Source organism: Nocardia sp. NPDC052254, assembly GCF_040679495.1.
GTDB lineage: Bacteria > Actinomycetota > Actinomycetes > Mycobacteriales > Mycobacteriaceae > Nocardia.
The window spans coordinates 668,921-695,347 of the sequence record NZ_JBFAUW010000002.1; the positions used below are offsets into that span (position 1 = coordinate 668,921).

The window sequence follows — 26,427 nt, forward strand, 5'->3', positions numbered from 1 at the left end:
GCTAGATCTTCCCCCAAATGAACTCGGTGATGGCGCTTCCGGCTCGATGCGCCTTGCTCTCGAACTTCGTCACCGGACGTTCGAGACCGATCACCGTATCCGTCGCCGGATGCTCCGGATCACCGCCCGTCGCCTCGTTCAGCCCGACGAGCTGTGTCTCTCCCGCGCCGACCTCGGCGATGTGCTCGGCATAGTCGGCATGGTCGGTGGCCACGTGCAGAATTCCGCCGCGCTGCAGGCGGCTCGCGATGAGAGCCATGGTCGCCGGCTGCAGCAGCCGGCGCTTGTGATGCCTGGCCTTCGGCCACGGATCCGGGAAGAAAACCCGAACACCGGCGAGCGAATCCTTGGCAATCATGTGTTCGAGTACATCCACGGCATCGCCGCGCAGCAGCCGGACGTTGTCGATGCCCTCGCGCTCGATGCGCTGTACGAGCTGGGCCAGACCGGGCTTGTAGACCTCGATGCCGATGAGATCGAAGTCGGGTTCGGCCTGTGCCATCGCGGCGGTGGCGGTACCGGTTCCGCAGCCGACCTCGATGATCAGCGGTGCCGTGCGGCCGAACCAAGCGGCGGCGTCGAGCGGTTCGTCGCCCACCTCACGACCGATCCGCGGCCACATTCGGTCCCAGGATTGCTGCTGGGTCGCGGTGAGCGCGCCCCGGCGGGAGCGGAAGCTGGTCACCCGCGGATAGAGCCGTGCGGATTCGCGCTCGGGTGGCGTGCTCCCGGCGGCATCGTCGCGCCGTTCGCGGGGGCCTTCGTGGTTACGCAGGCTGCCGCCTTCGGCCCCGTCGCTACCGGCGGTGTGCTTCGCGGCGTCGTTCACGGCGTCCATTGTCCAGTACTCGATGATCAGCGCCGCAGTCGACCGCGCCAACCCGCGAAAGCGCGGTTCAGGCGGTGTCCAGCGGACGCGGTGGGCGGGCCCGCGTGCGGTCGCGGGTTTCGGACTGTCAGGCGGCCAGCGGCTGCGCCTCCGGTACCCGGGGTTCGCGCTGCTGCCCCAGGCGCAGACCCAGCAGCACCCGGCCGGCGGTACCCGCCATTTCCAGCAGCCCACGCCAGCGTGCGGGGGACGCCGCCACCGACCAGACCGTCCGGGTATCGGTATCGATATCGGTCACCGGAACACCGGCGACACGGTCGGCCAGCCAGTCCAGACTCAGCGGCGTGGCCAGCGGCAGTAGCGAGAAATGGTCGCTGAGCCGGTCCCGGACGTAGCCGACGGTCGCGCCGCCGCGGCGATAACGGCGAACCTGGGCATCGACACACGACATGTCGATGATCTGGTCGTGTACCGGCTGGACGATCAGTACCGGGCACTGCGGGATGTGCTGTCCCAGCCGCATGTCGTCGAACATCTCGCGCATACCGGGATCGTCGAGTACCTCGTCGAGCGGCCGGTCCAGATATCTGGAGACGTCCTGCCCGGCCAGCCGTGCCAGGGCCACGATCGGTGGCAGTTGCGCGGCGCGTTCGAGCAGGCGTTCACCGGCGGCGTCGATCCGGCCGTCGAGGGCCGCGTCGAGTGCCGGATAGGACCGCCGCAGCGCCGCGATCACGATCGCCGGGAATCCCGCGTACGGACCGCCGTTGAGCCGGACGAAGACCTCACCGGGATCGCCCACCGGTGCACCCAGCACCGCACCGGTGATCCGCAGTTCGGGCGCGTAGGACGGCGCCATCTCGACCATCCACGATCCGGCCATACCGCCCCCGGAATATCCCCACACCGCGATCGGTGTGTCCGAATCCAGGCCGAGCGGTGCGAAGTGCAGCGCGGCCCGGACACCGTCCAGACCGCGGTAGCCGGGTTCGCGGGGTGCGGCGAAACGGCCGTGCATGCCCTCGTGATCGGCGATGCTCACCGCCCAGCCCCGGCGCAGCGCATTGGCGACCAGCACCCATTCCAGCTGCGTGATGGAACCGGGCACCAACGCACCGCGGCGCAGCGCGTAGGACGGAATGCAACGTTCGGTGGCTGCGTCCACGGCCGATTGGAAGGCCAGCAGCGGGCGTTGTGTCTCGGGGTCGGCGTCGCCGGGCAGCAGCACCGTGGTGACCACCGCTTCCGGGTTCCCGTTCAGGTCGGTGCTGCGATACAGCAGCTGCCAGGCCGATACCCGCTGCGGAATCACACCCAGCAGCGCGATCCGCACGGGACGGCTGCGCAGAATGGTTCCCGGTGCGTGACCGGCCAGATTCGCCGGTGCGCGATAGAAGGGATCGCTCGACGGCGGCAGCAGCCGTTCCGGCTCGACCGCGGCGCCGTGGCCGCCGTGTCCGATGACGTCGACACTGACGCTCATCGCAACCTCCTGTACTTCGCGGGACACCCGCATCCGGTCGTACCGATGACCGTTGCGCTCATCGTCATCGGTACTCCATCGGATCCTGGTTTTCGGTGCGTGCGAGCGCGCGTCCGACCGGGGTCCACACCGTCGGCAGCCGCGCACCGGCGGCGCCGGTTTCCTCAGCGTAGGTGATCGATTCTATGAGCCGTAAGCTCGGATCGATCGAATTATGCTGTCCCACAAGAACAGCCGTCGACAAGCTCGAAACATTCCCAATGTCGGCCGTGGTCCCGCTCACCAGGAACGCCGCAGCGGGCGTGTGACGAACATCCCCGGTGGCGGCCTCGGACAAGCGGATTCGTGTGATCGATCCCACATTCGGATGGGGCGCAACGGTGCTCGCCGGAAAAAAGCGCGGTCCGTGCCGACAACAGGGGCCGGTTCTGACAGAATTTTCCGACGAAGGGGGTATCGCCCGTGCCGAGAGCCACCGCAACCAGCGTGACGCCGGGGTTCGTCACCGACCACGGCGGGTCCACCACACCAGAGCTCGACCAACTCGTCGCGACCGTGCGGGTCGGCGCCGACCCGCTGATCGCCGATCAACTGGCCGCCGCGGCGGCACGCCATCGTCGCCCGCTGCGGATTCAGCTGGCCGGACGGGCAGGCGCGGGCCGCTCGACCTTGCTGCGAGCCCTGGCTCTGATGTCCGCCGAGGAGACCGCGCCGGTGGATCGGCCCGGGGCGCCGGACCCCGTCCTCGACGCCGATCTCGTCGTCTATGTGCTGGCCGGTTCGCTGCAGCCGGCCGATCGCCGCATTCTGGAATCCCTGCGGCGCGAGAACACGCTGGTGGTGCTGAACAAGGCCGATGCGGTGGGGTCGCGCTGGGGCGATGCGGTGGTCGCGGCCGATCGCGCCGCACACGGGCTCCGGGTTCCGGTCGCGCCCGTGGTCGCCGAGCTGGCCGTGCGCACCCGGTCCGGCACTCCCGCCGAGGAGGATCTGCGGACGCTGCGGCGGCATGCGGCCGGAAGTGGTTCGGCGCTGACGCTGTCGCCGGAACTGTTCGTCGACGAGGCGGCGGGCCCGGATGTGGCCGAGCGGCAGGCGGTGCTGGAACGCTGGGGGTTGTACGGGGTGAGCTGCGCGCTGGTGGCCCTGCGATACGAGCCGGAACTCGGCCCGCAGCAGCTGTTGCAGCTGTTGCACGCCGCGAGCGGGATCGATCCGGTGCATGTCGGGCTGCACGATCGCTACGAGCAGATCGGGGCGCTGCGTGGTGCCGAACTGCTCGACGAACTGATCCGGATCGCGGCCCGGTCGGTGCCGCGCGCCGACGGCGGCCGCGCTCGCGATCTGATCGAGGACTACTTGGCCGGCGAGGAAGCGCTGTGGATCGGGATCCGGGCGGGACTGGCGGCGCCGGAGGTGCGCCACCTGGCGGCCGGATATCCGGCCCCGATGCCGTTCGACGCCGACGACGCACTGGCCCGGGCACAGCGCTGGCGGGCCGTCGCCGCGGGCGATATGCCCGCCACCGCCCGCCGCGCCGCGATCCGGTTGCACAACGGGTACATGCGGCTGTGGGAGCGGATGAGCAGTGCCGGACTGTGACGCGATGCCGGGCTCACCCGCGGTACCGGACCCCGACTCCGCATCGGCTTCGGTATCGACCGACGATGTCCGAGCGGTTGTCGAGCGGTGGAATCCGGCCGGCGGCGCCCTGCTGCGTCCGGCTGCGGATGCCGGGCAACAGCCGGAAGCCGTTGTCGGAGAATATGATTCGGTCACTCTGATCGGTCCCGACGATCCCAACACCACACTGCTGCGCACCGAACTGTCCCGATTCGAGCCCCGGGTGGCCTTCACCGATCCGGTCACCGATCCCGCGAATCTGCCGGATGTGATCGGCGGGGGTCCGGCGGTGGTACTGGTCCTGCTGGATCCCGGCGCGGCAGCGGGTGCGGGGCTGATCGATCCGGTCGCGCGGCTGCAGGCCTCCGGCAACCGGATCCTGTTCGCGATGAACGGAGTCCACGCCCATCCGCAGTGGCGCGCGACCCTGCAGCACGATGCCGCGATGCTGGCCCACGCCCTCGGTGCGGAGCCGGAGATCGTGCCGGTGTCCGCGCGGCTCGCGGTGGCCGCCCGCGGTAGTGGTGACGCCGCCCTGCTGGATCGCTCCGGACTGGCAGCCCTGCACGCCCATCTGAGTGTGGCGATCGGGAATCACGGGCCGGATCGGCTGGCCGGTGCCACCGCCCGGATCCTCGCCGATACCCGGGACCGGGTCATGGGACAGATCGAGGCGCTGCGCTCCGGTACCGCGGTCACCCGGCTGCGCGCCGAGCGCACCACGGCGCTGGCCGGGCGCGACGGCGGCCGGGCCCAGGCGCTGGCCGCGTTGCGTAATCGGCTGCAGCTGGCCCGGGTGGATCTGACACATGAGGTCGGTGCCCGGATTCGCACGCTCAACGCCACCGCTCGCACCGATCTGGAACGCCTCGACCGCCGCGCGGTGCGCGAATATCCGGAGCAGCTGCAGCAGCTGGTGAACGAGGCCACCGGGGAACTCGACGGCTTCGTCGGTCGGCGCCTGGTCGAGCTCACCCGGCAGATCGAGGCGGTCACCGGGCCGGCGCCCGGTTCGCAGCCCGGGCCGGGATCGTCTCCCGGTCGCCCGGCCGATCCGCCGCCCCGGGTGGGTGCGGATCCGGACGGCCGCCCGCGCGGTGTGGAGGACCGTCTGATGATCGCGCTGGGTGCATCAGCGGGTTTCGGCCTCGGACGGTTGATCGTTGCACCACTGTCGCTGGTTCCGGCGCTGGATATCGCCTCCGTGCCGATCACCCTGGCCCTCGGAGCGGGGGTCGCGCTGTGGGTGGTTCGAGCTCGCGGGCATCTGGCGGATCGGGCACATCTGCGGCAATGGGTGACCGATGCCCTGGTCAATGTGAAGGCGCAGCTGGAACAGCGGGTCGCGACCGCGCTGGTGGAGGCCGAGTCCGACCTGACCGACCGGGTGGTTCGCGCGAGTACCGCCCGTATGGTCGAGACCGACCAGCGGGTGGCCGAACTGGAGAAGCAACTGCGCCGCGCGGCCGCCGAACAGCCCGCGCAGCTGGCGGCGTGTGAACGCGATCTGGCGATCCTGGACGCCGCGGCCGGGAGCTGATCGCATCCGGTTCGCGTTTGCCCGTCCGGCCGGGTGGATACGTGGAGGTTTCGATCGGGACCGGAGTGAGCAACCCCATTCCGTACCGACACTCACATCGCGTTAACCTCTTTACCTAAGGAATCCGGGTGTCCGTCTCGTTCTCGTACGCCGCCCAGCCGGGGTGCGCTTTCGACGAGCCGGGGCGGATGTCCACCGCCACCGGCGGCCTTCCTGGTGTTGTGAGCTGTTTCAGGCAGCCTGCTCACCCCGCCGCGCTCATCTCAGGAGAGTTTTCATGACCTCAGCGACCATTCCTGGTCTTCACGGTTCCGATGGCACCGCGCCGACCGAGCATGCCGGACTGCTCGCCTGGGTGCAGGAGGTCGCAGAGCTCACTCAACCGGACCGGGTGGTCTGGGCCGATGGGTCCGACGCCGAATGGGATCGCCTCACCGCCGCTCTGGTCGAGGCCGGCACCTTCCAGAAGCTCAACGAGAGCAAGAAGCCGAACTCGTTCCTGGCGCTGTCGGATCCCTCCGATGTCGCGCGCGTCGAATCGCGCACCTACATCTGTTCGCGCACCGAGGCCGACGCCGGCCCGACCAACAACTGGGTCGACCCCACCGAGATGCGCGCCACCATGACCGAGCTGTACCGCGGCAGCATGAAGGGCCGCACCATGTACGTGGTCCCGTTCTGCATGGGCCCGCTGGGCGCCGAGGACCCGAAGCTGGGTGTGGAGATCACCGACTCCGAGTACGTCGTGGTGTCGATGCGTGTGATGACCCGCATGGGCAAGGCGGCGCTGGAGAAGCTGGGCAAGGATCGCCCGTTCGTGAAGGCGCTGCATTCGGTCGGCGCTCCGCTGGCCGAGGGCCAGGCCGACGTTCCTTGGCCGTGCAACGACACCAAGTACATCACCCACTTCCCCGAGGATCGTGAGATCTGGTCCTACGGTTCCGGTTACGGCGGTAACGCGCTGCTGGGCAAGAAGTGCTACTCGTTGCGCATCGCCTCGGCGATGGCGCACGACGAGGGCTGGCTGGCCGAGCACATGCTGATCCTCAAGCTGATCTCGCCGGAGGGGAAGAACCACTACGTGGCCGCCGCGTTCCCCAGCGCCTGCGGTAAGACCAACCTCGCGATGCTGCAGCCCACCGTGCCCGGCTGGCGCGCGGAGACCCTGGGTGACGACATCGCCTGGATGCGCTTCGGCGAGGACGGCCGCCTTTACGCGGTGAACCCGGAGTTCGGCTTCTTCGGTGTCGCCCCCGGCACCAACCGCAGCTCCAACCCGAACGCGATGGCGACCCTGGAGGCGGGAAACACCGTCTACACCAACGTCGCCAAGACCGACGACAACGATGTGTGGTGGGAGGGCCTCGAAGGCGAGCCCGATCACCTGATCGACTGGAAGGGTAATGACTGGTACCTGCGGGATACCGAAACCCTGGCCGCGCATCCGAACTCGCGTTACTGCACGCCGATGTCGCAGTGCCCCACCCTGGCCCCGGAGTGGGACGACCCGCAGGGCGTGCCGATCTCGGCGATCCTGTTCGGCGGCCGCCGCAAGACCACCATCCCGCTGGTGACCGAGTCCTTCGATTGGCAGCACGGCGTTTTCATGGGCGCCACCATGTCCTCGGAGCAGACCGCCGCCGCCGAGGGCAAGGTCGGCAATGTGCGCCGCGACCCGATGGCGATGCTGCCGTTCATGGGCTACCACGTCGGTGACTACATGAACCACTGGATCAACCTGGGCAAGAACGCCGATGCCGGCAAGTTGCCGAAGATCTTCTACGTCAACTGGTTCCGTCGCGGTGACGACGGCCGCTTCCTGTGGCCCGGATTCGGCGAGAACTCGCGCGTGCTGGAGTGGATCATCAACCGTCTCGAGGGCAAGGCCGAGGCCGAGGCGACCGCGGTCGGCAATGTGCCCACCGCCGCGCATCTCGATCTCGAGGGCCTTGATGTGGATCCGGCCGATGTGGACGCGTCGCTGAAGGTCGACCTCGAGGAGTGGCGCAAGGAGATTCCGCTGATCGAGGAGTGGTTCGAGTTCGTCGGTGACAAGCTGCCCTCCGGCGTGCGCGATGAGTTCGAGGCGCTGAAACAGCGTCTGGCGTAGGTCGTTCCGGTCCGCCGGGACCGGGATCCGCTCGACGACACCGTGCCGCCCGCACCGTCTTCACGACGGGCGGGCGGCACGTCTTTTTCGCGTTCCGGCTGCGAAATGGCGCGCTTGTCCTATTCTGAACATGTTCTGCATCTCGCGATTACCCCCTGCGGTTGCGGGGAATTAACTAACCGGCTGAACTGAATGTCAGATGGTGCTCGTTGGTTCCGTCCGCCGGGCGATCGGCCGGATGTGTGGGAGGTGGGTGTGGGCATGACCGGACTCGAGTTCGACCCTGCTGATGTCTCGAGGTTTGCCGACGCTGCGCACCGGGCGTCGCTCGCCGAGGTCGCCAGCACGCCGCTGGCGCGTGCCGCGGCCCGCCTGCAAGCCGTACTGCCACCCGGATGGCGTGTGGACATCGATACCGCCACTTCTCATCCGCAGCGTGATTCCCAGCCCGTTCTGCGGGTTCGTATGTCGGAGAACTGATTCGGCGCACCTTCATCGCGAATCATCTGCCGCACAGTGGACATTCCAGGCAGGTGTGCGGGGTGAAATGTCGCGAAATCCTACCTGCCGGTTCGCTTTTCACGAAACGCACTATTGCGTTAACGCCGCTCACGGAGCATGCTTAGAGCAAACAATGTCGGACGATTTTACAAATGCAATCGCAGGGGAGTCCGAATCATGGCGGTGCAAGTGGTCGGCCGATCGCTGATGACCAGTGATCAGACCCCACATCAGGCAAGGTCCGTCGGCATCGGTGGCTGGGTGGTGTCTTTTCTTCCCGGCCGGACCTTGACGCTCGAGCAGGCGACGGCGGCGCTGCAGGCGGCAGAGGCGGTGACAGCGGTGCGCTCCCTGGCCAATCGAGTCGGCCTGACCCCGTTGGAAACCGTGGGCCTGGCAATGCAGGAGCCGCCCTGGGCGGAGCCGGTCCGGCCCAATCGCCGGCGCGGCTGGTTGGAATAGTCGATTCACCCGGTTCGGAACCCGTTTGCGAGAACGCTTTTCACTTCGGTGGCCGCTCGTCGGCCGGAGGCGTTGCCCGGGAGCATGTCCCGGGCGTCGTGATGCCCTAGGTGAAAATGGTTGGCGTTCAGGAAGAACGGATGTGGATCGGCTTGGTGGCGACCACGACCAGATTGCTCACCAGCAGTTCCCGGATGCCCGGAACGCGGGTCACCCACCATGCCCAGTGTGGGTGATAGCGCGGGAAGGTGGCGAGAACTCGAGCCCGCCCCTCGGCGCGGTGTGCCCAGCGCAGGCCGGCCGCGGCGGTGACCGCGAACAGTGAGATGCCGAAGCGGTTCTTCGGCTGATGTCCGGTCCGGCGGATATACCGCCGGGCCGCGTACTCACCGCCCAGGTAGTGCCACGGACCGGTCTCGTGTCCGCCGAACGGGCCGAGCCAGACCGTGTAGGAGAGAATTATCAGACCGCCCGGTTTGGTGATGCGCAGCATTTCCTCTGCCATCAACCAGGGATCGGGCACGTGCTCGCCCACATTCGATGACAGGCAGATGTCGACGGCGTCGTCGCGGATGGGCAGTGCCATTCCGGAACCTCGCACCGCGCCCGCGACGGTGAGCCCCGCTGCGTGCATTTCGGTCGGATCGGGCTCGATCGGGATATATCGGGCGCCTTCCGCCGCGAATCGCTCGGCGAAATACCCGGGGCCGCCACCCACATCGACGACGGTGGTGCCGGTCAGGTCGCGTCCGGTGAGATCGCGGTAGAAATCGGTGACCAGATCGGCCGTATCGTCGGCGATACCGCCGTAGAAGCGCCCCGGGTCGGTCTGTTCGAAGCGAAAACTACTCAACAGACGCAGCGAGCGGCGAAGGGTGGCCCGGCGCGCGAAACGGGGACGCGGTCCGGTTGCATCGGATCGAAGCATGGCCGAGTCAGTCTGTCACAGGGGATCGTGACCGCTCACAGCAGATACGCAGCCACCGAAGCGACCCGAACCTGTCCATGGCCGCTAGGGTGGAGCCCATTGTCGCCCGTTGTGAACGATCTGGAGAGCTGCTGTGTCCGATCCCGGTCCCCGCGTACCCGAGGTGGTTACGCAGTTCACCGGGCTCGATGCGGCCGGTCCGCGGGAATCCGGGCGCTGTGATTCCGCTGATCCGACGATGACCGGACACGCCGATTCGGTGCGCGAGGTACTGCTGCTGTGCTGGCGCGACACCGGACATCCGCAGGGTGGCGGAAGTGAGCGGTACCTGGAGCGGGTCGGCGCGCAGCTGGCCGCGCGCGGTGTGAAGGTGACCCTGCGGACCGCGCACTATCGCGGGGCGCGTCGCCGGGAACGGATCGACGGGATCGATATCAGCCGTGGTGGCGGGCGCTTCAGTGTCTATCCGCGGGCGCTGGTGGCCATCGCGGCCGGGCGGCTCGGATTCGGGCCGTTACGCGGTCTGCGACCCGATGCCGTGATCGACACCCAGAACGGCATTCCGTTCTTCGCCCGCGTGATCTCCGGCGCTCCGTCGGTGGTGCTGGTGCATCACGGCCACCGGGAGCAGTGGCCGGTGGCCGGGCGGACCGTCGGGCGGATCGGCTGGTGGATCGAATCACGGCTGTCTCCTCGCGTGCATCGCAACGACCAGTACCTGACGGTCTCGCTGCCGTCCGCCGAGGAGCTCGCCTCCCTGGGCGTGGACGCGACCCGAATCGCGGTGGTACGCAACGGCGCCGAGCCGGTACCCGAACAATCCCCGACCGGAGCCGAGCCGAACCGCACCCCGTATCCCAGCGTCGTGGTGCTGTCACGTCTGGTGCCGCACAAGCAGATCGAGGACGCCCTCGACGCCGTGGCGGGCCTGCGCACCCGCCTGCCCGGCCTGCAGCTCGACGTCATCGGCGACGGCTGGTGGGCCGGCAACCTGAAAAACCGTGCGCGCCAACTGGGTATCGCCGACGCGGTCAATTTCCACGGCTTCGTCGACGAAGCCCGCAAACATGAACTACTCTCCCGCGCTTGGGTTCACCTACTCCCCTCCCGCAAGGAAGGCTGGGGTCTCGCGGTGATCGAAGCCGCCCAGCACGGCGTACCCACCATCGGCTACCGCAGCTCCCGAGGTCTCACCGATTCGATCGTCGACGGCGTGACCGGAGTCCTGGTCGACGACCCGGCTCAGCTCACCGAGACCACAGGCGAACTGCTCGCGGATACCGAGATGCGTGTGGTGATGGGGGAGAAGGCTCGAGCACGGGCACGTGAGTTCTCCTGGGAACAAACGGGTTCCGGAGTCGGTGAAGTGCTGGCCGCTGCCGCACGGGGGAAGTTCGTCGCAGGCTTGGTGGCCGGCGCTCGCCCGGACGGACACGGATAACGGCGCTGCTACGATTCCCTGAAAGTGGAGGTAGAGCCAGTTTCAGGGGGAACGTGTGAAGATCACTCCGGAATCCTTGCGTGAAGCCGGGATCAGTCTCGGCAAGCTGGGCGAGGCAGTCCACGACACAGCCGTCTACCCGCTGCTCGATGCCGAGCGTGGGATCACCGCCCTGCAGGGATCACCGATCGCCGGAGCGCTGTCCGGAGCGGACGCGGCCAGTTCGCAGGCCAAACTCACGCTGTCATCACGCCACGCGGGCATGGCGGAACTGCTGTACTCCACCGCAGCCACATTCCAAGGCCAGGACGAGGAATTGGCGAACAAGCTGAAGGATTTCGGTGATCTGAACGGGAAGGGCAATTGATATGCCCATTCCCACCAAAACCCAGGTGATGGGATGGAAGACCGGAATGCTCGCCGAGATCGCGGGTGATGCGGTCAAGCTTCGGGACGCCATCGACACCGATGCCGACATGATGAACCGAACCATTCACGGGCTCGACTGGTCCGGTGCGGCCTTTCAGGCAGCGGCCGATCGCGCGGACCGGGAGAAGACCCAACAGCGCGCGGTGGCTACGGCATACGACGATCTGGCGACTGCTCTGCAGGCGGCGGAGAGCGACACCGGGTGGCTGATCGGGCAGATTCAACTGGTCGTGCGCAACAACTCCTTCCCGCACTGGACGATCGGTGACGACTACGTCGTCACCCCGGCGGACAGCACGCTGCAGGAGCAGGCCGACAATGCCACTGTCAGCTTGCAGAGTCTGGCCGATCAGCTCGGTCAGGCGATGGACAATTGGGCGCCCAAGATCGCCGAAGCGGTGAGCGCGATTTCCGACAGTGCGCCGATCATCGCGGAGAAGTGTGTGGTGAACCCCGCCGATCAGTTCACCTCGCAGCAGGCCCAAGCCGATCTGGAAGCTTTGCGCAGCGGCACGGCCGACGCGGCCACACTGGAGCGGCTGCGCGCCGCCACCGACCTCACCTCTGAAGACAAGGACGCGCTGGCCAGCGGAAAGGGCGTCAACCTACCGCAATTCGACTATCTCCAGGCCCTGTCCAAGGGCATGAACGGGATGAGCGGTGCGGACATCGCGAACCTCGGCAGCAAGCTCACGGGCAACGGTCACGATCAAGTGCAGGCGGCGGTCGCCGACGGCTTCCGGATCGTCTCGGATCCTCAGGTCCATTCCGCGGGGCTCGACGGATCACCCGGTAATGCCACCGGCGGTATGAATCAGCTACCCGACACCGTGCAACGCGCGCTGACGAACGACCCGGTCAAGTCGATCCCGTTCGGTTCACATCATGTGAACAACTGGGATGATCTCCGTGCGATCAACTCGGTGATGTCCAAGGGCGACAAGATGATTCAAGGCAGCGACATCAACCGGGGCATGCTCAAACAGGGCGCCGAGATCGCCGCCGCGTCGAACCCGGACGCCTACTTCGATGTCAACACGAAAAATGCGGCGAACCTCGCCGACGGCCTGCTGGGCAACGCATCCGGCGACCACGCCGCCATCCACGACGCCGTTCTGGCCGATGCCAACGCCCCCGCGGGCTCCGACGCACGCGCGGCGGCGGACCGGATGGGCGTCACCTGCGACCACGGCGGCAAGTACTACGGCAACCAGCATGTGGTGGACATCCTCGAACACGAGTGGACACCGGATCAGCATGGCGCCGAGAACGTTTTCAAGTGGATCGGGGAGGATGCTTCCCTGCCGAAGGGGAGCTTTGCCAACAACCAGGCCGGGCAGACGGCATACGGACTGGCGGCGATTCTCGGGGATTCGAACAATCAATCGGTTCTCAACAGTCCAGACCATCCTTTGGGTGCAAAGAATCCCGCGCTGACTCAGACGCTAGCGAACACTCTGTCACCATATCTGGGTAACTTCGCAGATGTTCGCGACTACCCGGGTACAAGCATTCTGAATAGCGCGCCGGTAGACTCCGCAGGAAATAGAATCAACTCACCTTTCAGTGATCCATCCGATCTGAGCAAAATGTTTTCTGTGCTCGACTCTGATCCGCAGGCCGCTCGAACGATCAATAGTGCTGGGATGCAATGGCACGACGCTCTTGCATACTCTGCTGGCCTGAACACTGATCATGCATCAGGGTATCTGGCGAATGCAGGAAACTTGCAGTCCGCAATGAGTGACGGGTTGTCCAGCCAGATCAATGCTCATGCGGCGGAACGCTCCTATGAGGCCTCTCAGCAATACGCCGATCGGGGAGTCTTCGCAGACGGTGTGACAAGTGTGGTTCAAACTGCGGCGTCGATAGCCGCCGGCCCTGAGGCTGGTCCCATCGTTGGTGGTATCGCTGCCACGGTCGACTCCTATATCAAGGCCGATGTTATTCCCAACCCCGCAGATCCTGCTCACCCCTTGCCGAACGACAAAGTATCCACTGAGCTGAACGCCATTCAAGATTCCATCAAGGCGGACACGATAAGAAGTGAATATCTGCAGGTCCAAGGGTACGTGCAACAGCACCCGGAGGCCGCTCACTATTTCGAACAGCAGAATGGCGGAAATATGATAGCCGACTGGCATAATATCGCCAGTGGCGATGGGCTGAACGAGTGGCGTGAAAGCTACAGTCGATTCGTGCACGATGTGAACCCCGCACTTCCGAAAGATGTATTCCCGGAACCCAGCTCGGACAAGAACGGGCCAATTAGAGAATCTGAAATTGCGCCGCGTGGCGGACAGAATTCGCCGGGTGTCAAATGACAAATTTGACTCGTCTTCTGGCTGCCGTGGCAATACTGGGTTGCGGAGCCTGTGGTGCACCGGCATCTGATCACGATGCAGATCCGGAATCATCGTTTCTTTCAGCCACTTTGACTGCATCCAGCCTGCAACCGCCGCCGCAGAGTGCCGATATGAATCCGAAAATAGCATACGATCCGTGCACAATGATCCCAGACGGTGTCGTTCGTAAAGCTGGATACAATCCGGCGACCCGGAATAGATATTCGGGTGCGCCTCACTCTTCGGTGGTGATATTCGGATGCGATTTCGTTGACGATTCGAACAGTGCTATAAATCCGCAATCTGAATTGAAGGTCGCCTCATCAAATGACAGTCTCAACGAGAATCGAAATTCGCGGACCGATCCAGCTTACAAGCATGAGCCTGTGGTCGCGGTCAATGTAAACGGGCGGGAAGGATTTCAAGCCTCCGATGCGCCCGAGTACGGCACCTGCTATGTGTATTTTGCAACCAAAGCCGGGACTGTGACTGTAATACGAAGAACCACACCGACCACGCATGACTATGATCCGTGCGCTGGGATGCTCGATCTGGCCAAGCTGATCGAACCAACGGTCGGAGCCAATAACTGATGTTGGACATAAAGTCGGCCGCAGGCGTTATCGCGACCGACTTGTTGTTCGGCGTGCGCTTGCAGGCCGCCTGCGGCCGATATCGCTGTACTCATCACTCGACCGATCTCGTCGAATCCCGTGTACGAGATATGCATCGACGTTCAGCACTATGTGAGACAGCACCCGGAGTACGCGCACTTCCTCGACCCTCACCCGAGTGGTGCCTACCGAGCCCGAATCTGTTGCAGGACTGGGCACCTGATCGCCGATCCAACTGGGGTTGCGGAGAACGAATGACGGGATGCTTACAGCCCGTTCGCCATGGCTGTCAACAGGCAGTTGGGGCAGTGCGGAGTTCCGCCGATCCCATTATCGAAACGACGGTTCTCACCACGCCGAAGTGACTGCTCCAGCCCACGTGGCCGTCCGACGGGGTTGGCAGTACCGCCATGTTCGAGCTGACGGGCAGGAGTCGGTCAGGGCACATCGGCGCTGATTTCGAGAGCCGTTGCCGGCCAAGTGAACTCGGCTCCAATTCCAGGGAATTCCTATGCGCGGTCGAGGGTGCCGGAGATTGCGTTGGCTACGAAGGCATCCCACTCGTCCGGGGTGAAAACCAGTGCAGGCCCGGAGGGGTTTTTAGAGTCGCGGACTCCGATGCGGTTGCTGGACAAGAAGGCGACTTCCACGCATTCCTTACCTGCCGAGCTCCGGCTGCTTTTGAACCATGTCGCCCCGGATAGGTCAACGGTCATCTTCAGCTGTCCCTTCTTGCCACCTGCCGGAGCAGGCTTCTACTCGATACAGCATCCAGCGCGACGTGCTGGATGATCGCAGATGCCTCACGGTACCTTGCTATATCTGCCTCCCCCTCGAGATAGACGTCGCCGGTGTAGTTCTCGACGTAGACGACAGTTGGCTCATGGCTGTCCGGGAAGTCGAGGATTATGAACGGACCGACCGGAGTGCCCAGCGGAAAACCCGCTCTCGAAGGCAGGATTCGAACGCTGACATTGTCGCTCGTACCCAAGTCGGCCAGGTGTCGCAGCTGTTCTGCCATCACAGCCGGCTCACCGACGACGGTGTGAAGAACGGACTCGTGCAGTACCAGGTTGACCTTCGCCGGACTCGTCCTACGAGTCATGATCCGTCGCCGACCGGCTCGAAGCTCGATCCGGCTCTGCTGTTCGTCCTCCGAATCATCCGGGAAGTAGATCCGATCGAGCGCACGCGCGTAGTCGGTAGTTTGGAACAGGCCAGGGATGATGTCCGGCCGGTAGATGTCCAACGTCGCTGCGGTCGACTCCAGTCCGACATAGACATTGAAGCCTTCCGGTATGACGTCCCCGAACCCGTGCCACCAAGTCTTAGCGGCTATCTGCTTGTTCAGCCCGACCATCGCAGCGGTGCGTTCGCTGTCGAATTCCAGTATCGCGCAGAGCGCTTCGATGTCGCGCGTCGTGAGCTTGCCGACCTCGCCGCGCTCGATCCGCGCGAGCTTGCTGAGGCTCCACTCCATCGTGGCGGACACCTGCTCGAGAGTGAGATTCATGTCCTGCCTGCCCCTGCGGAAGTATCGGCCGAGTTGCCGACGCGGGAGCGGTGATGTTGCGCTCTCCTTTGCCACTTTGACCCCCTTGCTCTGCCATCCCTGCGATTATCGTTGACCAGACTGACAGGCGCCCTGGGGTTTTGGGACATTTCAGCGATATTTCCGTAGTGGCATTGTCATTCGGGTGTGTCGATGATGTTCTTGAAACACCTCCGTGGGGGATCGCCGCCGACGAATATCGGCAATCCGGTCGGCCACGAGCTGAAGCTCCGCGCCCATCGCTGCACCCGGCATATGCCACCTGCTCGGCCGCATGTCTCTCAGATCAGATTGTGTTCATTTGCGCGACGAATCGAGGTTCGATGAGTACGTCCCGCCCGCCCGACGATGTCGCCGATACCGCGTTCGGTAGACGCGACCACTACCGCAAACGATACGGCCTACCGGCCTCGGTTGAGCCTCATGCTAACCGCATCATCGTGAAAGTTGGTGTGATAGCGGCGATTACGATGCCCGAGCCGCTCGGCATCCGCGTGCTGGACGCTTTGTCCGCGCGTGGTGCGGCGGACGGCCCGATCATTCTGCACACCCGCAGCAGACGGTGGACCTATCTGCTGGAACCGGATATCCCGTTCGAGGACTACGAACTGTATGCCGAGATGTATCGGAGGTCGGTCACCATCGCTCCGGTCGGGGCGAGTGTTGCCCTGCCCGCTCCGACCGATCCCGAAGACGGGTATCGGTCCTGGAAGCGGCTGCCGGACAACGACTGTCGTCCTTCGGCCGCGCTGCTGGTCGAAGTCGTCCGGGACTGTGGGCGGAGTGCGGGGAGTGGGGCATGACCGCGGCACTGGTCGTGTGGTCCGCGGCGTCCTGGCTGCTGCTGGTCGCGCTGGCTCGGTGGTCGGTCGGCTGGCGACTTCCGGGCTCGAAGCCGCAGCGTTCGGTTCCGGATGTTCGGCCGCGGGGTGGGGTATCACGTGGTTCGGCGCCGGGTGGTTCGGCGCGGCGCCGGGCGTCTGTGCCGAAGTTGACCGTCGGCGACATCTCCGAACGCATCGCGCATGAGCGACGCCTTCGTGAAATAGCGACCAGCACAGAGGTTTACGGCGTCCGGCCGCGCAATGGTGCTGCACCTGTCCGAGCTGCGCCGACGCGCGCCTCTCGATGGTGATGCGTGATCGCGAGTGTCGACTCGTGAGCCGCTGTCACCGCTCCGGGCGCGACCATCGGTCTGTCCGCCTCGGGCCTCACTCCGCGAGCTGATCCACGACCCATCCGGTGGTGTTGGCGCTGGATCGGAGCTCGGAGTGGCCCACCGGCGGAGCGCCGGGGAAAAGGTCGTCGTAGAAATCCATCGTGACGCCGGGCTCGGAGATCACCGAGCAGGTGGTGGGCGGGGTCGCCACTTCGTCGTGGCGGCTGGCGATCACCGAGTAGCGGACGCCTGGCTGGGTGATGGGGCCGTCGAAAACAGCGTGGTAGACCTGGGATTGGGGTGTCATCTGCATCGCGGACGCCAGGTCCGGGGATGCCGCGGTGAGCATCGTTGCCAGGAAGGGGGCCGCTTGGAGGATCTCCACCGGTGTGATCGGGGGATTGTGGATGCCGTAGGCGGCGAGGAAGCCGACGCCGTCGCAGCCGCGGGCCTCGGGTGCGAGAAATACCGCGTGTGAGATTTCGGGTGCGCCGTGCAGGACCTTGATGAAGTAGTTGGACACTACGGTGCTCGCCGAATGCGCGAGGATGTCGACCTGTTCCACACCGGTGCGTTGCCGCACCTTGGCGATGAAATCCGCGACCTGTTGCGCACTCGCCGGAATATCGCCCGCCCAGCGTTTCTCGCTCACGACGCCGCCCTGGAATACGAGTGCGCAATACCCCGCATCGTGCAAGGCAGCGAGCATCGGAGCCCACTGCGCGGAGGTCTGGGCAACGGTGCCGTCACCGCCGGGCAGAACGATCACCGGATGGGGATGGCGGGGAGTGGGAGCGCAATCGATATTCGGCTCCACAGCTTTCCCGGCAACCGCTGCGGCAGGAGTGATCACGGGGGGTTCGGCCGACCCCGGCCCGGCCCCGCTACCGAATGTCGCGATCGAACAGAGCGAAAGCACCGCCACCGCGCGTGCACACTGTGTTCCCATGCGTTGCCATGCCTTTCGAGATCCCGTCGGCCACACGGGATGAGGGATCAATATCGACATTCCGTGGATCACGGCCGTCGCCGGCGATCGATCAGGGCCGCGACCGCTCCCGCGAAAAGTAGTGCTGCCCACAGGGCATGTGCGGCCAGGGCGGTGACGCGGTCCATGGCGGATGCCTTCGCCACTTCCCGTACCCCGGGTACCCGATAGAGGGTGAGGTACGGGTCGGAGAAGATCGGTTCGAGTTGGCCGACAGTTGTTTTCGAGTTGCCGAGGGCGCCGGGAGTGCGGTGCTCGACCAGGATCCAGCCCACGCCCTCCGCCGCCAGTTCCGCTGGGCTCGCGCCGCGCAGCAGGAGGTTCTCCACTCGTTGCGCGCGTACTCCCTCGCCCGTGACCACCTGGCCGCGCACCGGCAGCACTCCGGTCTGCAAAACATCGGAGCGGAGCATGCGGGGTGCGGGATCGAGGACCGGAACTCGCCCGCTGTATGGGAATTCGCGGAACATCCCCGCGGGCAGGACGGCGACGTCGCCGGGGCCCTCGACCATCGCGGCCACTCGTTGCCATGCGGGTGGGTAGTGCACCGGGCGCAGGGCGCCGCCGACACCCCAAGCCAGATCGGGGAGGGTGAGGATCAGAGCGGCGATGAACACGATCGCGACAAGAGGTTGTCGCCCATCGGGTTCGGATGGTTCCGAGGCGGTCTGCCCGGGCCGTGGACTCGGCGCCGGTTCCCTATCGCCGCGTGGGCGCAGGGTGGCCAGTGTGCGGCATCCGGCCGCTGCGCAGAGTGCGAGCGCCGGCATGGCCAGCGCCACAAATTTCTGCGTATCGCGCAGCAGTCCGGCGCCGGGTATGCGCCCGATCAGGTATTCCCCGGCCGACAGCCCCCAGCCGGTCGCGCCCAGCGCCGGCAGCACGATGCTGACGGCCGCCAGTATCAGCAGTGTGCGGCGTGTGCGGCGGGTGGCCCGGTCGCCGGACGCGCCCACCGTGTACACACCCGACAGCGCCACCCCGAGCAGGACGAGAGTGGCGACGACCGCGAAAAGCGTTGTTCGCGAACCGGGTACCGAATCGCCGTTCCAGATGCCACCCAGCCCGGCCAGGCTCGCGAGGGTGCCCAATCCGGGCTCGGCGCGCGCCGCGAAGGCTGCCACCCCTGCGGGATCGGACGGTTCGGTGCCGCTGCCGGACAGTGCCGTCGCCACCAGCCAGGGGCTGGCGGCGAGCAGCCACACACCGATCGTGCCGAGCAGATTCCGGCGCCCCACCGTCAATATCGCGACGAGCCCGGCCAGCAGCGAGCCGGTCGGTGTCAGCCCGGCCGCGGCGAGGACACCACCCAGCATGAGCCACGAATACGCCGGTCGGATCGATCGGTGCCGGGTGCCGATGACCGCCGCCGCGGACCGTTCACCCACTGCCGCGCCGGAGTCCCGCCCCGGTGGCGGGCCGGTGCGAAACACTGTGGAACGCAACCGGAGCCGGTGTGCGATCAGGACCGTCCACGGCAGCGCCGCATACCCGGTGAGCAGACTCCAATGCCCCTGCAACAGTCGCTCGGCGACATACGGATTCCAGATCGCGACAGTCGCCGCCACCAATTGCGGTGCGAGCGAGACCCCCAGCAGCTCGCGTGCCAGCCGGGCCGCACCCCAGCCGGCAGCGGTCGATGCCAGCAGCAGAATCACCTTGACGACGATCCCGCCGTCCACGATCACCGAGAGTGCGGCGAGCAGTCCGTCCTGCGGAACCGCCCGTGGCGCGGCGTCTCCGAGCCCCAGTGCGGCATCGGTGGCGTACGAGCGCGGGGTACTGACGGCATCGCGCAGCAGCAGATATCCGGATCCGAGCAGCGGCCCCAGAATGATCGTCGCGAGCACCAGGCTGTAGCCGACCGGTACGAAGCCCAGCCATCTCGCGGACCTGCCCGCCTCGTGCGCGGCGGAGTCTGCCCGGTGTCCCTCGCCGGTCGATCCCCGTGGCGAGTCACTGGGTTCTCCGTCGCCTGCTCGAGTCCCGGTCACGCTGAGCCACCCTACGTCGAGGAGGTGGACGGCTCACGTGCGGAACGACGGCGCCGGATCGGGCCCGGCCGCGTGCGGTGCCGTCGATATCGCCGTCGCACATCGCCGTCGCATCGGGCATAGTCGGCCGATGAGCGGAAACGAGTCGGCGGAGAACCACTGTGCGGAGTGCGGATTCGACTATCGGACCGAGGAGGCGCACCGCGCCGCGGCAGCGATCCGGGCCGGTGTCACCGAGATGGCCGCGACGCTCGACGATTGCCCCGATGCGCGCCGCCGCCGCACGCCCGAGCTGTGGTCGCCGCTCGAATACGGCTGCCATGTCCGCGATGTGCTGCTGGTGCAGCGGGAGCGGGTTCTGCTCGCGCGCCGATCCGATACTCCGGCCCTGGTCACGATGGGCCGGGACGAGCGCGGCGAACACGACGGCTACGCCGATCAGGACCCCGCCGAGGTGGCCGGGGAACTGATCGCGGCCGCTCGGCTGCTGGCCAATGTGCTCGATCGGCTCGGCGACGACTGGCACCGGTCCGTTCTGTACAACTACCCGGACACGACGGAACGGGACCTGCGGTGGGTAGCCGTCCACACGGTCCACGAGGTGCGTCACCACCTGCTCGACATCCGGCGGCAGCTCGTCGGCGCCGGCTGAACCGGCTCGTCGAGGTCGGGCCGACTGGGGCACCCGCGCGCGAGATGGGACCATGGCGGAATGCCTGCTCTGCGCCGTCTGCCCGTGGTCGCGGATATGACCCTGGTGACGGCCGGCGCGATGACCGCCAATGTCGCCGGCTATCTGCTGCAACTGCTGGCCGGACGGTGGCTCGGAGTCACCGGCTACAGCGAATTCGCGAGTCTGCTCGCGGTGCAGTTGCTGGCCGCGGTGCCGGCGCTGGCATTGCAGAATGTGGTCGCCCGGGAATTGGTGCGCGGAGCCGCGGTGGCGGCGGTCCGGCAACTGGCTCGGCGCTGCGCGGTGATCGTGGTGGTGGCAGCGGTCGCGCTGATACCGGTTGTCGCGCTGGTGCTGCACGTCGATCCGCTCGCCGCCGGTGGGGCATTGCTGGCCGCGCCGGTGCTCGTACTGATCTCCGGTGAACAGGGGATTCTGCAGGGCGGACACCAATTCCGCCGGCTGGCAGTGGTTCTTGGTGGAGTGGCGATATTCCGGGTGGTTCCGGCCGTGGTCGTGCTGGCGGTGGGCGGAAATGCCGCCGCGGCATTGTGGGCGGCGGCGCTCGGATTGCTGGTGGCCGCCGTCGTCGCCGATCGGATCACGCGGTCGATCGGTACCGCGTCGGGTGCGCCCGACTCGGAACATCGGCCGTCGCACACCGCGGGGGTCACCGCCGTGCTGCGGGCCGCCCAGGTCCAGGCCGCGCTCATGGCCCTGTCCTCGGCCGATCTCATCATCGCCCGGATCGTGCTCGACGAGGCCGATGCCAGCCGATACGCCTTGGGTGCGATCGCCACGAAGATCGCCTTCTGGCTGCCGCAGGCCGTCGGTGTGGTGCTGTATCCGCGGATGGCGCAACCACAGCATTCGGTGAAGGCATTGCGTTCGGCGCTGGCGGTACTCGCGGTGATCGGACTGGTCGCGGTCGCCGGTGCGGCCGTTCTGGCGCCGCTGGCCCCGGCGTTCGCGGGATCGGACTACGCGCCGATCGAAGGGTGGCTGTGGTTGTTCGCCCTCGACGGCGCGCTGCTGGCGGTTCTGCAGGGCGCGCTGCTGTCGGCCATCGCCGCCGACCGCACCGCACCCGCCGCCATCATCTGGGTCGGCCTGGCGATCGAACTCGCCGTCACGCTGCCGTTGGTGCGCAGCTTGCCGGTCCTGATCGCGATCGCCACCGGAACAGCCGCGGCGGCAACCATATCGGTGGTCGTGATCGTGGTCCGCGGCGTTCGGCGCGACCGAGGTCGGCTGCCCGCCGGCGCCGGTGATCGACGGGTGACCTCGCCGCCCGGCGACTGATCTCAGTTCACACCGGCGCCGCTGAACATCTCGATGAGCCCGAACGGCGCGCGCTCACCCAGGCAGAGTTCGAGCACCTCCCGCGCATCCGCGTACGCCGCCGTGCTGCGGGTGAACAGCCGCGCTTCGTAGGCGGCGAGCGCGGCCTCGACATCGCCCGGATGCGCGGCGATCGCCTGCGCCAGTTCGGCGCCGTCCAGCATCGCCAGATTCGCGCCGTCGCCGGAGGGCGGCATCAGATGTGCGGCGTCACCGAGGAGCGTCACCCCGGCCACCCGGTCCCATCGGTGCCCGTCCGGGAGGGTGTGGATCATGCGCGGGACCGGCGCGGATTCACCGTCGGTGAGCAGCGCGGTGAGTTCCGGCGCCCAGCCCTCGAACTCCTCCGCGATGCGAGCGGTCGCGGTCGCGGCGTCGGTGAAGTCGATGCCGGCGATCCACTCGGCGGAGCGATTCAGCTGGACATAGGTGTGCACGATGTCGCCCGCCTCGCGATGAGCGGTGATCCCCGTGCCCGGCGTCAGCGCGTACATCGCACCGTCGCCGACCGCCGCGGCCGATGCCGGGTGATGTGCGTCGACGTCGTACAGATAGGTCTCGATGAATGTCGTGCCGATGTATTCCGGAACGGCATCCGACAGCAGCGGCCGGACCTTCGACCAGGCGCCGTCGGCGCCGACGACGAGGTCCGCGGTGACCGTGGAGCCGTCGGTGAAGGCCACCTCGTGGCGACCCCCGTCCAGCGGCCGGACCTCGCGGACCTTGTGCCCCCATCGGATCGTCCCGTCGGGCAACGAGTCGATCAGGATCCGGCGCAGATCCCCGCGCAGCACCTCGGGCCGGGCGGCCGTGCCGTCGTCCGGCTCTTCCCGTAGTACGGCGCCCTGTGGAGTGAGCATGCGCAATGCCTCGGCGCCGTGGTGGATGATCGCGCGGAATTCGTCGGTGAGGCCGGCCGCCGCGAGTGCGACCTGCCCGTCGTCGGTGTGGATGTCGAGCTGTCCGCCCTGGGTGCGGGCCTGGGCCGAGGGTTCGGCCTCGTAGATCGTCGCCGCGATGCCGTGGACGTGGAGAACGCGCGCGAGGGTGAGGCCGCCGAGGCCCGCCCCGATGATGGTGATCGGTGTCGTCATCGTGGTCTCCTTCCGAATAGTCTGGAACGTCGTTCCAGTCAAGTTTGGAACAACGTTCCACAGATGTCAAGATGGTCTGCGTGGCAACCAGGAAACAACGTGCCGAGCGACGTGCGGATGCGCTGTCCAAGGATCGGATCGTCGAGGTGGCGATAGAGATCCTCGATACCGAAGGGGAGAGCGCGCTGACCTTCCGCGCACTCACCGCCCGACTGGATACCGGCGCCGGGGCGATCTACTGGCACGTCGCGAACAAGAGCGAGCTACTCGCGGCGGCAACCGACGACGTCCTCGGTTCGGCCATGGCCCGGGTGCGCGGCGACGGAGATCCCCGCCGGACCATTCGAGCCATCGCCCTCGGGGTGTTCGATGCGATCGACGCGCACCCATGGGTGGGAGCCCAGCTCTCCCGCGAGCCGTGGCAACCGGCGATGCTGCCGGTGCTCGAAGGTATCGGCACCCAGCTGGCGGCCCTCGGGGCTTCCGAACGGGCGCAATTCGATTCGGCTTCCGCGCTGCTGAGTTACCTGCTCGGCCTCGCCGGACAGTACGCCGCGGCCGCCCGGCTCCCGCGCGATACGGATCGTTCGGCATTCCTCGCCGCCGTCGCCACGCAATGGGAACAGCTCGATTCCGCGCGCTATCCGTTCGTGCACCGGTTCGCCACCCGGCTGCGCGGGCACGACGATCGCGAGCAGTTTCTCGCCGGTGTCGACCTCATTCTGGCCGGCATCGCCGGCTAGGCCGGGAAAACGCCAGTGGCTCCCCGGTTTTCGAAAACCGGGGAGCCACTGTGTGCGCGGGAAGAACCTACAGGTTCTTGCTGATATCGATCTGCTGGGTCGGCGCATCCGAGAAGGCCTGGCCCGGCTTGTCACCCGGCGGGGTGGTGGTGGGCTTGCGCACCAGGCGGCCCGGCTTCGACGAACCGCCGTCGCCGCGCAGGCCCAGCACCAGACCGGCGATCAGCGAGATGGCACCCAGCACACCGAAGACGATCGGCAGCGTCCGGCCGTACAGCGACAGCTCGTCCATGTACTTGTGGGCTTCGTCGATCTGCGACTGCACGGTGTCCGGATCGAAGACCAGCGTCGAGTTGATCGCGGTGACCTCCGGCTTGTCGGCGGTGCGCGCGTAATACATGTGCAGCTGCTCGGAGCCGTTCACGATGGTGCCGGTCTTGGGCTCCACCCAGATGTCACGGGTGTTGGTGTAGTAGCGGCTCATGGTGATGTCGCCGTCGCCCTCGACGCCCCACTTGGCGGCCGGGAAGGTCAGCCGGTTGGTCGGCGAGGACACGACCTTCGACAGATCGGTCGGCGGGACCTGCTGCTGGAAGTGGTAGACCTTCAGATCGTTGATCTCGGTCTCTTCCATGAACTTCATATCGAACGACTGGCGTGCGTTGATGTCGAAGTACGGGTAGGTGGTCTTCTCGGTACCGATCGGGAATCGGTACTGCAAGCCCGTGTGCTGCACCGGATCCGGGACACTGTTGCCCTTGCTGTCGACGGTGACGGCGATGGAGCCGTTGGGGTCGTCGTCGATCGGCTCACCGGTCTTGCGGTTGATGGTGACGCGGTCGATGGTCGCCGACAGCAAACCGGTGTCGCCACTCTTACCGGTGTTGCGCAGCGTCTGCCCGGCCTGGATGGTCATGTTGGTCTTGTCCGAGGGATCCTCGACGGTGAGGAATCGCTGCGAGATCAGGGGGACGTTCTTGTCGATCTGCACCGGGCCTTCGCCCGAGGTGAGCGACTTCGCGTCCAGCACCTCACTGGTCGCACCTTGTTTGTTCGATGCGATGGTGGTGATCTCGAGGTCGAGGGGAGTCTTGCCCAACTGGCTGATCCCGTAGGTTGGTATCAGTATCGCTGCGACGATCAACAGCGCACCGAGTCCCACGAGCAGGCAGGCCACCGTCCTCTTGGTACCGGCACTGAGTGCCATGCAAACTCTCCTCGTCGTCGAACAAGTCTCGTCCGGGTGCGCGTCACGACCGGGCGCGGTCGACCTCACGAGCACTCGTGAGCCCCGACACTAACAGCCGCATACCCGAACCTGCCGAGCTGAGTGCGGAAAACACCCCGAAAAAGGAGGCCGGCGCGGGTGGGCGGCAGACTGGACCCGATGACCACCACCTCCGAGCCCGCACCGACCGGCACCACGACGCCGGTCCGCCCCGCGGTGCCCGGGATACGCAGATTCATTCCGGCGCTGGAGGGTATGCGCGGCCTGGCCGCACTGGGCGTGGTGGTCACCCACGTCGCCTTCCAGACCGGTGCCGCGGGCACCCCGGTACTCGGCCGGGTGTGGGGGCGGTTCGATATGGCGGTCGCCGTCTTCTTCGGTCTGTCCGGATTCCTGCTGTGGCGCCCGCACGCGGCCGCCGCCCGCGGTCTGGGCACCGCACCGTCCGCCGGCCGCTATCTCCTGCATCGCGCCGCCCGGATCCTGCCCGCCTACTGGGTGGTGGTGTGTGCCGCCCTGACGCTGCTGCCCTCCGCGGCCCATTCGGCGGGGTTGCGGGTGTGGGTGGCCAATCTGTCGCTGCTGCAGGTCTTCGTCCCGCTGACCCTCACCGACGGACTCACCCAGATGTGGAGCCTGTCGGTGGAGATGGCCTTCTACCTGGTACTACCACTGCTGGCGTGGGCGCTGGTGTGGATGCGCGGTGCCGCGGCGCGGTGGCGGGCGCCCGTGGTCACCGCGCTCGGATTGTTGTGTCTGAGTTGGAATCTCCTGCCGGTGCCCACGCCGGACGCGATTCACGCGGACAACTGGCTGCCGGGATATCTGCCGTGGTTCGCGGGGGGCATGCTGCTGGCCGAACTCGCCGAGATACTCGGCGCCACGGCCACACCGCCCGGATGGCAGCGGTGGCTCGGTGATCGGTGGCTGATGTGGTCGATCGCCGCGGTGGCCTTCGCGCTCTCGGCGACCGATCTGGCCGGACCCGCCGGACTGCAGCGCGGCGAACCGTGGCAGTACGTGATGAAGATGGGGCTGGGCGCGCTCATCGGATTCGGCCTGCTCGCCCCGCTCGTCGTGGGCACCGCCCGGCACCGCTGGCTGGAGAGCGGCCTGGCGCTGACCATCGGACGGTGGTCCTACGGCATCTTCATCTGGCATCTGGTGGTGCTGGCCATGATGTTCCCGATCTTCGGGTTCATCCCGTTCAATGGCGGATTCCTCCACATTCTGGTGCTGACGGTGGGCTTCACATTGCCGCTGGCGGCGGCCAGTTACGCCCTGATCGAGGAGCCGGTCCGGCACTGGGTCAAACGCCGCGTGGGCTGAATCCGGCCGCGGTGGGCCGAA

General features: G+C 66.5%; 24 protein-coding genes. 14 read left to right on the forward strand and 10 right to left on the reverse strand.

Annotated elements, in window-relative coordinates; all coding sequences use genetic code 11:
- Nucleotide 1 precedes the first annotated feature (1 nt).
- The 3 genes from trmB to AB0L57_RS08010 form a co-directional block, all read right to left on the reverse strand.
- A complete protein-coding gene (gene trmB / locus AB0L57_RS08000; protein ID WP_364959331.1) occupies nt 2-838 on the reverse strand; it encodes a tRNA (guanosine(46)-N7)-methyltransferase TrmB in 837 nt (278 codons plus the stop codon).
- Between the two features lie 118 nt (nt 839-956).
- Nucleotides 957-2,312, reverse strand: coding sequence for a lipase family protein (locus AB0L57_RS08005; protein ID WP_364958795.1), 1,356 nt, complete (start codon nt 2,310-2,312; stop codon nt 957-959).
- Nucleotides 2,313-2,376: 64 nt separating this feature from the next.
- Nucleotides 2,377-2,673: a hypothetical protein gene (locus AB0L57_RS08010; RefSeq protein ID WP_364958797.1), complete on the reverse strand. Its 297-nt coding sequence runs from the start codon at nt 2,671-2,673 to the stop codon at nt 2,377-2,379.
- 101 nt (nt 2,674-2,774) lie between these two features.
- Between AB0L57_RS08010 and AB0L57_RS08015 the strand changes: the two genes are divergently transcribed.
- The 5 genes from AB0L57_RS08015 (at nt 2,775) to AB0L57_RS08035 (ending at nt 8,548) form a co-directional block, all read left to right on the forward strand.
- Entirely contained in the window at nt 2,775-3,914 is a 1,140-nt protein-coding gene (locus AB0L57_RS08015; RefSeq protein WP_364958799.1) for a hypothetical protein, read from the forward strand.
- A gap of 4 nt (nt 3,915-3,918) precedes the next feature.
- A complete protein-coding gene (locus tag AB0L57_RS08020; RefSeq protein WP_364958801.1) occupies nt 3,919-5,475 on the forward strand; it encodes a hypothetical protein in 1,557 nt (518 codons plus the stop codon).
- Between the two features lie 277 nt (nt 5,476-5,752).
- Nucleotides 5,753-7,585, forward strand: a complete 1,833-nt coding sequence (locus AB0L57_RS08025; RefSeq protein ID WP_364958803.1) for a phosphoenolpyruvate carboxykinase (GTP) — start codon at nt 5,753-5,755, stop codon at nt 7,583-7,585.
- 261 nt (nt 7,586-7,846) lie between these two features.
- Complete coding sequence (locus tag AB0L57_RS08030; protein ID WP_364958805.1) at nt 7,847-8,065, forward strand: hypothetical protein; 219 nt, start codon at nt 7,847-7,849, stop codon at nt 8,063-8,065.
- Nucleotides 8,066-8,263: 198 nt separating this feature from the next.
- The gene (locus AB0L57_RS08035; RefSeq protein WP_364958807.1) at nt 8,264-8,548 is read left to right on the forward strand and encodes a hypothetical protein; all 285 of its coding nucleotides are present in this window, start codon (nt 8,264-8,266) and stop codon (nt 8,546-8,548) included.
- 127 nt (nt 8,549-8,675) lie between these two features.
- Here AB0L57_RS08035 and AB0L57_RS08040 read toward each other — a convergent pair whose 3' ends face one another.
- The gene (locus AB0L57_RS08040) at nt 8,676-9,476 is read right to left on the reverse strand and encodes a class I SAM-dependent methyltransferase (RefSeq protein WP_364958809.1); all 801 of its coding nucleotides are present in this window, start codon (nt 9,474-9,476) and stop codon (nt 8,676-8,678) included.
- A 259-nt stretch (nt 9,477-9,735) separates the two neighbouring features.
- Between AB0L57_RS08040 and AB0L57_RS08045 the strand changes: the two genes are divergently transcribed.
- Genes AB0L57_RS08045 through AB0L57_RS08060 form a run of 4 tightly spaced genes read left to right on the forward strand, consistent with a single transcriptional unit; the run spans nt 9,736 to nt 14,284 of the window.
- On the forward strand, nt 9,736-10,917 hold the full coding sequence (locus AB0L57_RS08045; RefSeq protein WP_364959333.1) for a glycosyltransferase family 4 protein: 1,182 nt from the start codon (nt 9,736-9,738) through the stop codon (nt 10,915-10,917).
- 55 nt (nt 10,918-10,972) lie between these two features.
- Nucleotides 10,973-11,284, forward strand: coding sequence for a hypothetical protein (locus AB0L57_RS08050; protein ID WP_364958811.1), 312 nt, complete (start codon nt 10,973-10,975; stop codon nt 11,282-11,284).
- Nucleotide 11,285: 1 nt separating this feature from the next.
- A complete protein-coding gene (locus AB0L57_RS08055; protein WP_364958813.1) occupies nt 11,286-13,670 on the forward strand; it encodes a hypothetical protein in 2,385 nt (794 codons plus the stop codon).
- On the forward strand, nt 13,667-14,284 hold the full coding sequence (locus AB0L57_RS08060) for a DUF3558 domain-containing protein (RefSeq protein ID WP_364958815.1): 618 nt from the start codon (nt 13,667-13,669) through the stop codon (nt 14,282-14,284). Before AB0L57_RS08055 ends, AB0L57_RS08060 begins: the two co-directional genes overlap by 4 nt.
- A 530-nt stretch (nt 14,285-14,814) precedes the next feature.
- On the opposite strand, the gene AB0L57_RS08065 is transcribed toward AB0L57_RS08060, so the two are convergent.
- Both AB0L57_RS08065 and AB0L57_RS08070 read right to left on the reverse strand, forming a co-directional pair.
- Complete coding sequence (locus AB0L57_RS08065; protein ID WP_364958817.1) at nt 14,815-15,021, reverse strand: DUF397 domain-containing protein; 207 nt, start codon at nt 15,019-15,021, stop codon at nt 14,815-14,817.
- A gap of 2 nt (nt 15,022-15,023) precedes the next feature.
- Nucleotides 15,024-15,893, reverse strand: coding sequence for a helix-turn-helix transcriptional regulator (locus AB0L57_RS08070; RefSeq protein WP_364958819.1), 870 nt, complete (start codon nt 15,891-15,893; stop codon nt 15,024-15,026).
- 287 nt (nt 15,894-16,180) lie between these two features.
- Between AB0L57_RS08070 and AB0L57_RS08075 the strand changes: the two genes are divergently transcribed.
- The gene (locus tag AB0L57_RS08075) at nt 16,181-16,660 is read left to right on the forward strand and encodes a DNA-directed RNA polymerase subunit beta (RefSeq protein ID WP_364958821.1); all 480 of its coding nucleotides are present in this window, start codon (nt 16,181-16,183) and stop codon (nt 16,658-16,660) included.
- 408 nt (nt 16,661-17,068) lie between these two features.
- Here the strand turns inward: AB0L57_RS08075 and AB0L57_RS08080 are convergent, their stop codons facing one another.
- Together AB0L57_RS08080 and AB0L57_RS08085 are read right to left on the reverse strand one after the other, a co-directional pair.
- The gene (locus AB0L57_RS08080) at nt 17,069-17,785 is read right to left on the reverse strand and encodes a hypothetical protein (protein ID WP_364958823.1); all 717 of its coding nucleotides are present in this window, start codon (nt 17,783-17,785) and stop codon (nt 17,069-17,071) included.
- A 248-nt stretch (nt 17,786-18,033) separates the two neighbouring features.
- The gene (locus tag AB0L57_RS08085) at nt 18,034-19,884 is read right to left on the reverse strand and encodes a hypothetical protein (RefSeq protein ID WP_364959335.1); all 1,851 of its coding nucleotides are present in this window, start codon (nt 19,882-19,884) and stop codon (nt 18,034-18,036) included.
- A 244-nt stretch (nt 19,885-20,128) separates the two neighbouring features.
- Here AB0L57_RS08085 and AB0L57_RS08090 point away from each other — a divergent pair, with 244 nt between their 5' ends.
- The gene (locus AB0L57_RS08090) at nt 20,129-20,650 is read left to right on the forward strand and encodes a DinB family protein (protein ID WP_364958825.1); all 522 of its coding nucleotides are present in this window, start codon (nt 20,129-20,131) and stop codon (nt 20,648-20,650) included.
- A gap of 60 nt (nt 20,651-20,710) precedes the next feature.
- Entirely contained in the window at nt 20,711-21,973 is a 1,263-nt protein-coding gene (locus tag AB0L57_RS08095) for a polysaccharide biosynthesis protein (RefSeq protein WP_364958827.1), read from the forward strand.
- Between the two features lie 2 nt (nt 21,974-21,975).
- Here the strand turns inward: AB0L57_RS08095 and AB0L57_RS08100 are convergent, their stop codons facing one another.
- Complete coding sequence (locus AB0L57_RS08100) at nt 21,976-23,106, reverse strand: NAD(P)/FAD-dependent oxidoreductase (RefSeq protein WP_364958829.1); 1,131 nt, start codon at nt 23,104-23,106, stop codon at nt 21,976-21,978.
- A 71-nt stretch (nt 23,107-23,177) separates the two neighbouring features.
- On the opposite strand from AB0L57_RS08100, the gene AB0L57_RS08105 reads away from it, so the two are divergent.
- Nucleotides 23,178-23,849 carry a TetR family transcriptional regulator gene (locus AB0L57_RS08105; RefSeq protein ID WP_364958831.1) on the forward strand — a complete coding sequence of 224 codons (672 nt, stop codon included), beginning with the start codon at nt 23,178-23,180 and terminating at the stop codon, nt 23,847-23,849.
- Between the two features lie 67 nt (nt 23,850-23,916).
- Here the strand turns inward: AB0L57_RS08105 and AB0L57_RS08110 are convergent, their stop codons facing one another.
- Nucleotides 23,917-25,056: a DUF3068 domain-containing protein gene (locus AB0L57_RS08110; RefSeq protein ID WP_364958834.1), complete on the reverse strand. Its 1,140-nt coding sequence runs from the start codon at nt 25,054-25,056 to the stop codon at nt 23,917-23,919.
- A 276-nt stretch (nt 25,057-25,332) separates the two neighbouring features.
- On the opposite strand from AB0L57_RS08110, the gene AB0L57_RS08115 reads away from it, so the two are divergent.
- Nucleotides 25,333-26,406 (forward strand): acyltransferase, encoded by a 1,074-nt coding sequence (locus AB0L57_RS08115; protein ID WP_364959337.1) that lies wholly within the window; start codon nt 25,333-25,335, stop codon nt 26,404-26,406.
- The last annotated feature ends 21 nt before the right edge of the window (nt 26,407-26,427 follow it).

What these genes read in the sequence shown, in the direction of transcription:
- trmB (WP_364959331.1), bottom strand. Translation starts at nt 838, where the DNA reads ATGGACGCCGTGAACGACGCCGCGAAGCACACCGCCGGTAGCGACGGG.
- AB0L57_RS08005 (WP_364958795.1), bottom strand. Translation starts at nt 2,312, where the DNA reads ATGAGCGTCAGTGTCGACGTCATCGGACACGGCGGCCACGGCGCCGCG.
- AB0L57_RS08020 (WP_364958801.1), top strand. Translation starts at nt 3,919, where the DNA reads ATGCCGGGCTCACCCGCGGTACCGGACCCCGACTCCGCATCGGCTTCG.
- AB0L57_RS08025 (WP_364958803.1), top strand. Translation starts at nt 5,753, where the DNA reads ATGACCTCAGCGACCATTCCTGGTCTTCACGGTTCCGATGGCACCGCG.
- AB0L57_RS08030 (WP_364958805.1), top strand. Translation starts at nt 7,847, where the DNA reads ATGACCGGACTCGAGTTCGACCCTGCTGATGTCTCGAGGTTTGCCGAC.
- AB0L57_RS08035 (WP_364958807.1), top strand. Translation starts at nt 8,264, where the DNA reads ATGGCGGTGCAAGTGGTCGGCCGATCGCTGATGACCAGTGATCAGACC.
- AB0L57_RS08040 (WP_364958809.1), bottom strand. Translation starts at nt 9,476, where the DNA reads ATGCTTCGATCCGATGCAACCGGACCGCGTCCCCGTTTCGCGCGCCGG.
- AB0L57_RS08055 (WP_364958813.1), top strand. Translation starts at nt 11,286, where the DNA reads ATGCCCATTCCCACCAAAACCCAGGTGATGGGATGGAAGACCGGAATG.
- AB0L57_RS08060 (WP_364958815.1), top strand. Translation starts at nt 13,667, where the DNA reads ATGACAAATTTGACTCGTCTTCTGGCTGCCGTGGCAATACTGGGTTGC.
- AB0L57_RS08065 (WP_364958817.1), bottom strand. Translation starts at nt 15,021, where the DNA reads ATGACCGTTGACCTATCCGGGGCGACATGGTTCAAAAGCAGCCGGAGC.
- AB0L57_RS08075 (WP_364958821.1), top strand. Translation starts at nt 16,181, where the DNA reads ATGAGTACGTCCCGCCCGCCCGACGATGTCGCCGATACCGCGTTCGGT.
- AB0L57_RS08090 (WP_364958825.1), top strand. Translation starts at nt 20,129, where the DNA reads ATGAGCGGAAACGAGTCGGCGGAGAACCACTGTGCGGAGTGCGGATTC.
- AB0L57_RS08095 (WP_364958827.1), top strand. Translation starts at nt 20,711, where the DNA reads ATGCCTGCTCTGCGCCGTCTGCCCGTGGTCGCGGATATGACCCTGGTG.
- AB0L57_RS08100 (WP_364958829.1), bottom strand. Translation starts at nt 23,106, where the DNA reads ATGACGACACCGATCACCATCATCGGGGCGGGCCTCGGCGGCCTCACC.
- AB0L57_RS08105 (WP_364958831.1), top strand. Translation starts at nt 23,178, where the DNA reads ATGGTCTGCGTGGCAACCAGGAAACAACGTGCCGAGCGACGTGCGGAT.
- AB0L57_RS08110 (WP_364958834.1), bottom strand. Translation starts at nt 25,056, where the DNA reads ATGGCACTCAGTGCCGGTACCAAGAGGACGGTGGCCTGCCTGCTCGTG.
- AB0L57_RS08115 (WP_364959337.1), top strand. Translation starts at nt 25,333, where the DNA reads ATGCGCGGCCTGGCCGCACTGGGCGTGGTGGTCACCCACGTCGCCTTC.